General features: G+C 47.4%; 12 protein-coding genes. 5 read left to right on the top strand and 7 right to left on the bottom strand.

Translation table 11 applies throughout. From position 1 onward, the window contains the following. Window positions 1-5: 5 nt before the first annotated feature. The 6 genes from F4X88_03030 to F4X88_03055 all read right to left on the bottom strand — a co-directional run bounded on the left by F4X88_03030 (window position 6) and on the right by F4X88_03055 (window position 2906). Window positions 6-287, bottom strand: a complete 282-nt coding sequence (locus F4X88_03030; GenBank protein MYA55247.1) for a hypothetical protein — start codon at window positions 285-287, stop codon at window positions 6-8. After that, window positions 274-876: an HD domain-containing protein gene (locus F4X88_03035; protein MYA55248.1), complete on the bottom strand. Its 603-nt coding sequence runs from the start codon at window positions 874-876 to the stop codon at window positions 274-276. The genes F4X88_03030 and F4X88_03035 overlap by 14 nt, the downstream gene beginning before the upstream one ends. A gap of 9 nt (window positions 877-885) precedes the next feature. After that, window positions 886-1128 (bottom strand): DNA gyrase inhibitor YacG, encoded by a 243-nt coding sequence (locus tag F4X88_03040; GenBank protein MYA55249.1) that lies wholly within the window; start codon window positions 1126-1128, stop codon window positions 886-888. 97 nt (window positions 1129-1225) lie between these two features. Continuing rightward, on the bottom strand, window positions 1226-1837 hold the full coding sequence (locus tag F4X88_03045) for a nicotinate-nucleotide adenylyltransferase (GenBank protein MYA55250.1): 612 nt from the start codon (window positions 1835-1837) through the stop codon (window positions 1226-1228). A gap of 95 nt (window positions 1838-1932) precedes the next feature. Then, entirely contained in the window at window positions 1933-2700 is a 768-nt protein-coding gene (locus F4X88_03050; protein ID MYA55251.1) for an SIS domain-containing protein, read from the bottom strand. Between the two features lie 8 nt (window positions 2701-2708). Then, window positions 2709-2906, bottom strand: a complete 198-nt coding sequence (locus tag F4X88_03055) for a hypothetical protein (protein ID MYA55252.1) — start codon at window positions 2904-2906, stop codon at window positions 2709-2711. A 219-nt stretch (window positions 2907-3125) separates the two neighbouring features. Here F4X88_03055 and F4X88_03060 point away from each other — a divergent pair, with 219 nt between their 5' ends. The 5 genes from F4X88_03060 to F4X88_03080 all read left to right on the top strand — a co-directional run bounded on the left by F4X88_03060 (window position 3126) and on the right by F4X88_03080 (window position 8803). Next, entirely contained in the window at window positions 3126-4076 is a 951-nt protein-coding gene (locus F4X88_03060; protein MYA55253.1) for an aldo/keto reductase, read from the top strand. A 125-nt stretch (window positions 4077-4201) separates the two neighbouring features. Further along, window positions 4202-5119: a hypothetical protein gene (locus tag F4X88_03065; protein MYA55254.1), complete on the top strand. Its 918-nt coding sequence runs from the start codon at window positions 4202-4204 to the stop codon at window positions 5117-5119. A gap of 75 nt (window positions 5120-5194) precedes the next feature. Then, window positions 5195-7336, top strand: a complete 2142-nt coding sequence (locus F4X88_03070; GenBank protein MYA55255.1) for a peptide ABC transporter substrate-binding protein — start codon at window positions 5195-5197, stop codon at window positions 7334-7336. After that, complete coding sequence (locus tag F4X88_03075) at window positions 7333-8325, top strand: ABC transporter permease (GenBank protein MYA55256.1); 993 nt, start codon at window positions 7333-7335, stop codon at window positions 8323-8325. Before F4X88_03070 ends, F4X88_03075 begins: the two co-directional genes overlap by 4 nt. Window positions 8326-8407: 82 nt before the next feature. Then, on the top strand, window positions 8408-8803 hold the full coding sequence (locus F4X88_03080; protein ID MYA55257.1) for a hypothetical protein: 396 nt from the start codon (window positions 8408-8410) through the stop codon (window positions 8801-8803). A 55-nt stretch (window positions 8804-8858) separates the two neighbouring features. Here F4X88_03080 and F4X88_03085 read toward each other — a convergent pair whose 3' ends face one another. Then, a complete protein-coding gene (locus F4X88_03085) occupies window positions 8859-9164 on the bottom strand; it encodes a cupin domain-containing protein (GenBank protein MYA55258.1) in 306 nt (101 codons plus the stop codon). Window positions 9165-9317: the final 153 nt, after the last annotated feature.

Here is a 9317-nt window from a genome sequence, read left to right on the forward strand (position 1 = left end):
ATCTTTTAATTATTCCTTGCGGTTCGGTCAGGTTCGTTTGGCGTTTGATGTGCCTTTCCGTAGAGCCAGCCCAGCGCGTTGCTTGGACTTACGTTTTTGGTACTACCAAGACGTTCCCCCTTTGCGGTTCGGTCAGGTTCGTTTGGCGTTTGACGTGCCTTTCCGTAGAGCCAGCCCCGCGCGTTGCTTGGACTTACGTTTTTGGTACTACCAAGACGTTGCGTTTTTGATGTAACGATGACACTACGGCGGTGCACGAAAGCCGCCTCCGTTTTAAATCTCGCCACCTTCTAATGTCCTGTTGTAGGTATGCAGCGTATTCGGATGAATCAACACCCCTTTCTCTAAGAGATACACAATTTTCGCACGCGCGACATGGTGCACGGCTCGGTGTAAATCTGTATAAGCTAACTTCCGGACGACATCGACCTCCTTATGGGTACGCGTTGGTTCTGCGAAGTCTGCCACATATAATATCTGTGCAATAATACCCATCGAGGGGCTACCTGTCGTATGGTTCCGAATGGCTTCAAGAATTTCGAGTTCCGTTACAGCGAACTTTTCTATTGCGATTTTTACGCCGATGAACGGATGCAAAAGAGATGGATTTTGCTTTTCGATCGGATCCAGACGAATTTCGTAACGTTTTATTTCCGTGTGTAGTTCCTGCACACTCATCCATTTTGCGCTATCATGCAAAAGTGCAGCGAGATTGGCATGCCAGCTGTCGGCTCCATGAACCTGTGCTAAATCAACGCTCATCTCTTGGACAGAGAGGACGTGCTGATAGCGTTTCTCGCTCAGCTTGTCTGAGAGATATTTCTGAATCTCGATCGACTTCGGGTGTGCCCGAAGTTTAGTTAATGTGCAATTCATCTAATCAACTTAGTCGGTGTCATCGTCAGGACTCACGCCCAATTCAGCGAGTTCGGCAAGAATTTCATGCTCGGTGTCCGACAGCATCGTATTTGGTAGTGCGGTGGCAATCGTGTATTCCTCGTTCAACCATTTTGACAGGTCTGCTGCTTTACACCGAGTGCTACAGAAAGGGAAGTTTTTCGGTAAAGGTGTTCCCTCTTTCCATACAAAATCGTAAACTGTCCCGCACATACTACATGTGTGTTGCATTCTTTAATTATTCCTTACCGGTGCGGTTGGAAACCGCACCTACCGGGCCCAGGGAAATGTCTGTTTATTTTTTTAGTTTACCATAAACCAAAAATCTTCATAGATACAACCGATGCTGCTCAATATAGGCGTGGACCCCCTCTGGCACGAGATACTGGATTGAATGACCTTTTCGCACACGATCCCGGATAACTGTGGCGGATATATCAACACCTGTTATCGGAAAGGTGGTAACCCGTTTACGGATTTCTAAGGGAACTCGATTCAAGTTGTAATTTGGACGCGTTGTCGCGATCATAACACATCGTTGTAAGACTTCATCGAAGTTCCGCCAGACTTTATATTCAATAAGGGAGTCGGCGCCAATAATCCATGCGAGCTCAGTCGTTTCTCCATAGACCTCTTTCAAGGCTTTGAGTGTTTCAACAGTATATGACGGACCTGCGCGTTCCAATTCAATACGCGACCCTTCAAAATTCGGATTTCCTTCGATTGCCAAAAGCACCATTTGATACCGATGTTCGGGTTCGATAATATCAGCGTCTGCAACCTTATGCGGAGGTCGGGCAGAAGGTATGAACAGAATTTTATCGTAACCCAATCCTGCCCGAACCTGCTCAGCACTGATCAGATGGGCATAGTGAATTGGGTTAAATGTCCCACCCATCACTGCGATTCTTTTGGTAGTTTTCGGCATCGGAATGTCCATCGGATGCAAATTAACTTCAGGAAATCCAACGTTCTGTATCCCTTTTAAAGTATATAGATTTGTGGGAGAAAAGTCAACGGAAAAATCGTGGTGTGCTAACTACGTTGAACCCGGGCTTTATAATCGTCATAAGCCCTTTCAATCTGCTCTGCTGATTTTTCCGGTCCGAGGAAATGCGCACCGGTCAACACGACGGGCGGTTTTCCGCGTTCTGTCAGGAGTTCTGCAACTCGGCATTTAATGGCATTGACAATCGCGAGCGTCCCGATGCTGGACGTAGGTCCCACAGGATATGCCAAATTCGGAATATCTACGACGGCATCTCCGGGCGGATTACAGTTGTCGATGGTTAGATCCGCGACTTCAAACAAGCGTTCGCCGGAGGCGTGTTTTGAGGTCGATGAACGGCTGTGTGCGATCGAGCTTACAGCGATGACAGGCAGGTTTCGTGCCTTGGCTCCCATCGCTATTTCGATCGGTAGGATGTTTGTACCGGAGTTGGAAAACACCATCATGCAGTCGTGGGGTCCGAAGGTGAAATTGCGTAGAATTACCTCTGCATACCCTGAGATGTTTTCCAGAAAGAGGGCTTGTCGTTGACCGTTACACCCGACGACCTGGTTGTGGAACGTAACTGCTAATTCAACGATGGGAAAGAAACCCGGAAAACTGCCATAACGCGGAAAAATTTCCTCGACTGGCATCCGGGAATGCCCAGATCCGAATAGGTAGACGAGACCGTCTGCTGCGATAGTTTCTGCGCACATCTCAGAGGCTTGTGCAATCGCCTCGGTTTGTGTCGCTTCAATTTGTTTTAGAACGTCTTGTGCAACGTGTAGATAACGTAGATGGGAGGGGCTCATAATATTATTCACTGGGCAGTTATCCGCTCTGAAACCGCATTTTGCGTTGCTAACATAGCACTCCGCAGGGATTGGAAATAATTCCGTTCTGCTCTTCTGATCCGCTTTTTATCGCCTTCAATGCGCGCTGCTACAAGTGTTTCCCAGTTTAACGCCAGCATACGGTTAGATTTCTGTAGTACTTTCCAATACGCTTCCGAAGCCATCGTGTTTCTCCTTACGCTATTGGTAGTTTGTGCTTGAGAAAATGGAAGGCATTTTTCGCTTTTACAAACATAAAAACGTTAGACTACAGATTTCGGTTTCAAATGATCTTAGCACATTTTCTTGTGGATTTTGGATTGGACATCTGCTATAATTTCCCTATATCCTGTAATTACAAAGGGCGCGTTCTGCCTGCCCAGATAGAAAAGGTACAATAAAAAATGAAGCATATAAAAATTCCCGGGGTCAGCAAAGACATCTCGCAGATGATTCTGGGGACCATGGTATTTTCACCTGTAAAATTTGACTATAGCACCGAAATGCTTGACGCATTCCTTGACGCTGGTGGAAATGCCCTTGACACGGCACACGGTTATGGTGGCGGTGATAGTGAAATGCTTATCGGTCTCTGGATGCGGCAACGCGGTAACCGAGACGAAGTTTTTCTCATTGACAAAGGTGGACATCCACAAGGCAGAGTGCCGCGTCCACGTCTCTCCCCCGAAGAACTCAAAAGCGATCTCGATGAGAGTCTCATCCGACTCCGCACGGATTATATCGACCTTTACATGCTCCATCGCGACGATCCGGTGATTCCCGTTGAAACGATTATTGATTACTTGAACGATGAGATTGGTGCGGGACGTATCCGATCGGCTGCCGCTTCTAACTGGCAACCGCAGCGTATTATCGATGCCAACACATACGCAGCTGAAAACGGATTGGCAGGATTTGTTTCCTGTAGCAATAACATCAGTCTCGCAGTGCCGATGGAACCGATGTGGGGTGGGTGTGTCTGCGTTGACGATGCCGCCCGTGAATGGCATCAGGAAAGCCAGTTCCCGTTGATGCCTTGGTCATCGCAAGCACGAGGCTTCTTTAGCGGTGCATTTACACCGGAGAACCGCGAAAACAGAGATATGGTGCGCGTTTATTACAACGATGGCAACTTTGAAAGACTCGAGCGTGCTAAGAAATTAGGCGAAAAATATGGCTATTCCGCGATTCAGGTCTCCCTTGCATACTGCTTCAATATTTCATTCCCGGTTCTCCCAATTGTTGGACCTATAACCTTAACGGAGATGGATTCCTCGCTCGGGGCAATGGGACTTGAACTTTCTGATGCCGAAATGGCGTGGCTCAACTTAGAAAGGGACGATAATCCATTATGATGGCTCGATTTTTTTTCCTATTCTTCTGCTTTCAATTCATCCTTCTCCCCCTCGGTTTTGTCCAAGAAAGCTGAGGCGCGTGAAGCAATCCGGCAATTCCACGAGGCGGGATTGGTGAAGTCAGTTTGACTTCAGAAGAGATGAAGCGATTTCAGAGTAGTGTTAGTATGATGCGATGGTTCGATGCACAGGGTGGACACGTAGAAACAGAAGGGGTCTCACCAGATGGAAACGTAATAGATGTGCCACTCCACCGACATCACGTTAAACTGAACATCTTTCGCGTTGATATTGGCTTGAAGTATCAATTCGGTTCTCACTGGGTGCTTGAAGCGAACATACCCTATGAAACCAAAGCCCAAGAGGCAACTGTCGAAAAGATTGATCCGGTCACACCTGACCAATGGGACGCGATTGTGCGTAATGGCAACAACCACCATCGAAACGAAACGTATACCGGACTCGCTGATGCTGATGTTCTCTTAGCACATCATGTTCATGGGATCTTTAAGACGGATGATTTTTTTACAGGACGGTTCGGAACGACAATTCCGTTTGGTAAGACCGAAGAAGATCCATGGAAGTTAGGAGCTGCCGGACTTGAGCATCTCCATATACAATTCGGAACCGGTACCTTTAACCCGATCGTAGACTTGTATTACAGGTTTCCGCTCTACAAAGGATTGGACGCGAACGCCAGCATCCGTGGGAAGTTTCCGTTCTATGCAAACAGTAAAACCTATCGCGCCCCGCGGGAACTTACCTACACAGGCGGTCTAAATTATCGTTTCAATGACTGGCTCTCGCTGCAGGCAGGCTATCTCGGCTTCTATCAATCTTACGCCTATTGGGCAGGAGAACTCGATATTAACACCGGACTCCTTTTCAGCATGGCATGTGTTGGTGCCTCGATTGCAACACCATATAACATCCCTGTGTCCGTATCACTGGTGTTACCCTTGAGTCAAAAGACGCTTTATCAAGAGAGCGATGCATTTGAATTTGGTCCATTGGTGTCGCTAACAGTTTTATATTCATTTTAAGGTATTAGCGCGTCTGAATTTCACTGATAGGAACGCCATATTTACGAGGTTTTTGAGGAAGTTTGAGGAAGAATGATGCAAATTATATCGCCGAAATTTTCAAGTCGATATTGTGTAGTCTTAACACTAACTCTTTTTCTCGTTGGTTGCGGTGTGCCGAATAATCCGTATCCGAAATCTGAACACGATCAAGAAATTTACTACAACACGTTCGTTGCAGAGCCGAAGCACTTCGATCCAGCGATCTCCTACAGTTCAGACGAATACAGGCTCATCCAGCAGATTTATGAACCCCCATTGCAATATCATTACTTGAAAAGGCCCTACGAACTTACCCCGTTGACAGCGAAGGCAATGCCACACCCCCGCTATTTTGATGCCGATGGAAAGGCGTTACCGTCAAATGCGCCTGCGGCATCAGTGGCGCGCACCGTTTATGAAATTCGTATTCGTCAGGGAATTATGTATCAGCAACATCCGTGTTTTGCGAAGACTGAAAACGGCGAATGGCGTTACCGTAACTTAACGAAATCAGAGGTCAAGGGGTTTGATGAGGTCAAAGATTTCTCAATGACAGGCACGCGTGAGCTCATCGCTGCGGATTATGTCTATCAGATCAAACGGATGGCGGATCCGAGCGTCTCTTGTCCGATTCTCAGCACTTTAAAGGATTACATCCTCGGCATGGAAGCGTATTCAGCCGCTATTGCGAAGGGACAGGCGGATGCACCTTTTCCGGGTGTCGAGGTCGTAGATCGGTACACCTATCGGATTACCCTCAAGACGAAGTATCCGCAGTTTATCTATTGGTTAGCGATGCCCTTCTTTTCCCCAATGCCGAAAGAGGCAATTGACTTTTACAGTCAGCCGGCTGTCGCGGATCGGAACATCACGATTGACAGGTTTCCTGTGGGCACGGGAGCGTATCGGATAGAAACCCTTCTCGCATACAAAGAGATCGTTCTCGTGAAAAATGAGAATTTTCGGGTGGTGCGTTACCCATCAAGCGGCGAACCCGGGGATAGGGAAGCCGGGCTTTTAGACGACGCGTGGGAAATAATTCCTTTTATTCCAAGAATCGTCTATAAATTGGAAAAGGAATACATTCCGCGCTGGAATAAATTCTTACAAGGCTACTATGATAGTTCCGGCATTTCTTCGGATACGTTTGACAGTGCCGTCGCGTTTAACGATACAGGCGATCCGAGAATAAGTGAGGAGATGCGAGCGAAGGAAATCGTGCTACGCACGAGTGTTGAACCGACGACGCTATACCTTGCTTTTAATATGTTGGACGATACCGTGGGTGGAAACTCAGTGGAAAAACAGAAACTCCGTCAAGCGATTTCGATCGTTTTAGATTATGAGGAGTATGTTGAGATTTTCCGCAATGGACGCGGTGTTAGCTCGCACAGTCCTATTCCGCCGGGTATCTTTGGTTACGAAGGCGGCGAGAGCGGTATAAACGCTTATGTTTATAATTGGGATGCCGCGCAGCAGCGTCCGGTTCGCAAATCCATTGAAGACGCCAGACGCCTCCTTGCAGAAGCCGGTTACCCAGGTGGACAGGATAGTAAGGGAAACCCGCTTGTCGTCACTTTTGACAATGCATGGACCTCGGCCGGTGCTACGCCACGCATAATGTGGATACGGAATAAGTTAGAGCAACTCGGCATTACAATGGAGAACCGCACCACGGATTACAACCGATTTCGCGACAAAGTGAAGAACGGGAATTTCCAAATCATCTCCTGGGGATGGCATGCGGATTACCCGGATGCGGAAAATTTTCTATTTCTCCTCTATGGACCGAATGCGAGAGCCGTCCACGGTGGTGAAAATACGGCTAACTACGATAACGTGGAATACAATAAACTCTTCGAGCAGATGAAAAATATGGAGAACTCGCCAGAACGGTTGGCAATCATTCGCAAGATGAAGCATCTGCTGCAACGGGATGCGCCGTGGGTCTTCACCTACCATCCTGTTACTTTCGGTTTGTCGCATCAATGGGTGAAGAACAGCAAGCCGAGTACGATGGGATATGGCTCGCTCAAATATCTTCGGATTGATGCTGGTGAGCGGTCGGAACATCGGGAGGCGTGGAATCAACCGATTGTCTGGCCCCTATGGGTAGGCGCAGCTTTTCTCATTTTAGGCACTATTCCAGCTGTAATCACAATTTGGAAACGGGAGCATGGGATAATTAAAAAATGATAACTTATATTATCCGACGGACCCTTTACGCAATCCCAATCTTGATCGGTGTGAATATCACTGTATTTCTGCTTTTCTTTGTCGTCAGTTCTCCTGACCAGATGGCACAACGCATTCTCGGTGAGAAGAACATTACGCAGGAAGATATTGACAATTGGAAGCGACAAAACGGTTATCATCTGCCCCTCTGGTTCAATACCAAGGTATCTGGGAGCGAGTCTTTGACGCAGACCATTTTCTTCCAGAAATCGGTTAAACTCTTTTTCTTCGATTTTGGAACATCGGATGCCAACAACATTGACATCACATCACAGATTTCACAACGCATGTGGGCAAGTCTGGCAATTGCGCTCCCGACCTTTCTGATTGGCGTTCTGGTAAATATCACCGTTTCAATGATTGTCGCTTATTACCGGGCAACCTACGTGGATTTCTGGGGCACAATCGTTGCTGTTATCCTCATGTCTGTTTCAACCCTCTTCTATATTATCGGTGGACAATGGGTTTTCGGAAAGATATTGCGACTCTTTCCAATCTCTGGATATGATACGGGTGTGGACATGTTGAAGTTCGTTATTCTACCAGTGGTTATCGGCATTATTGGGGGTGTCGGCATCGGTATCCGTTTTTACCGAACGATATTCCTTGAAGAGGTGAATCGGGACTATGTGCGGACAGCACGCGCAAAAGGGTTGAGTGAAGCGGTTGTTCTCTTTAAACACATCCTGAAGAACGCAATGATCCCGATTCTGACGAATGTGGTCTTGGTCATTCCGTTGCTCTTTATGGGAAGCTTGGTGATGGAAGCATTTTTCGCGATTCCGGGGCTTGGCGGCTTTACGATAGAAGCCATCCACGCACAGGATTTCGCGATTGTGCGGAGTATGGTTTATATCGGTTCTGTGCTATATATCATCGGTTTATTACTGACCGACATCAGTTACACGCTGGTTGATCCACGCATTCGACTTGGTTCTTCTGCCGCGTAAATTGCCGAATAAATACGTTCATTCCGCAGTTGGGGCGAACATGGTCTCACGAAACAGAAACTATCAAATTATGCAAGGGGTAATGAGCCTGATATTGGGGTGCTTCAGCATCGGTTTGTTGATGACACTCCGAGGTTCAGGGTATTCAACCGCAATTCTTTCCATCTTTCTATTTGTAGGAATCGCGCTAATCTTCTCTGGTGATTACCTCCTGAACCCGTTCAAGCTGCCCGTCACGCCTCGAAAGCAGGAATTGGCAAGCGACATCGGGCTTATCGCTTATGGAGCACTGTATTTCGGCATCGCTATGTCCAAACTCTTACAACCCCGTTGGTTCACTGTTAATTTGCCGATCTTTTTACAACCGATTTGGGTGCGGCGCGGTTTAGCGACTGTCGGGATTGTCCTGATCGCTGTCGGGGTCTATGGGATTTATAAATTATTCTCGGAGGGTGTGCCTGTAGAGTCCTCGGAATAGCGTTAACGTGGCTTGTGCAAAGCACTGTTAATAACCGCGCCGAATTGCGATGGGTTCACTTCGCTATAATCACGGCATAGCGGAGCGGTGTCTCACCGACATTGCGTATGCCGTGCAAAACTTGACAATCGACATGGACGGCTTCGTTATCGCTGACACGGTGCGTCCGCTCCCCAAACAAGACTTCGCCTTCACCGGAAAATACATAGAAGATTTCCTGACCTCCGTGTGTATGCGGTGGATGCGCTCGCTGCCCCGGTCCCACCTCAGAGATATGCAGGTGGAGTTGTTCCCTGTCCGACCCGGCTTCAAATACAAACCGATCAATGCCTTTGATGTCGTTTCTGATCTCTTTTTCCATGCGTATTTCTCCTTTTCAATTGCGTTCGTTACACAGAATTGGGTCTAAAAGATTGGCGTTAACTTAACATCCCGCTCAGAAATTGTCAATACTTGATGTAATACCATTTCTGATTGAAAATGCTTCAATAAACGAGCTCTTTGTAGCATAGGA

The organism is Candidatus Poribacteria bacterium (genome assembly GCA_009839745.1).
Taxonomy (GTDB): domain Bacteria; phylum Poribacteria; class WGA-4E; order WGA-4E; family WGA-3G; genus WGA-3G.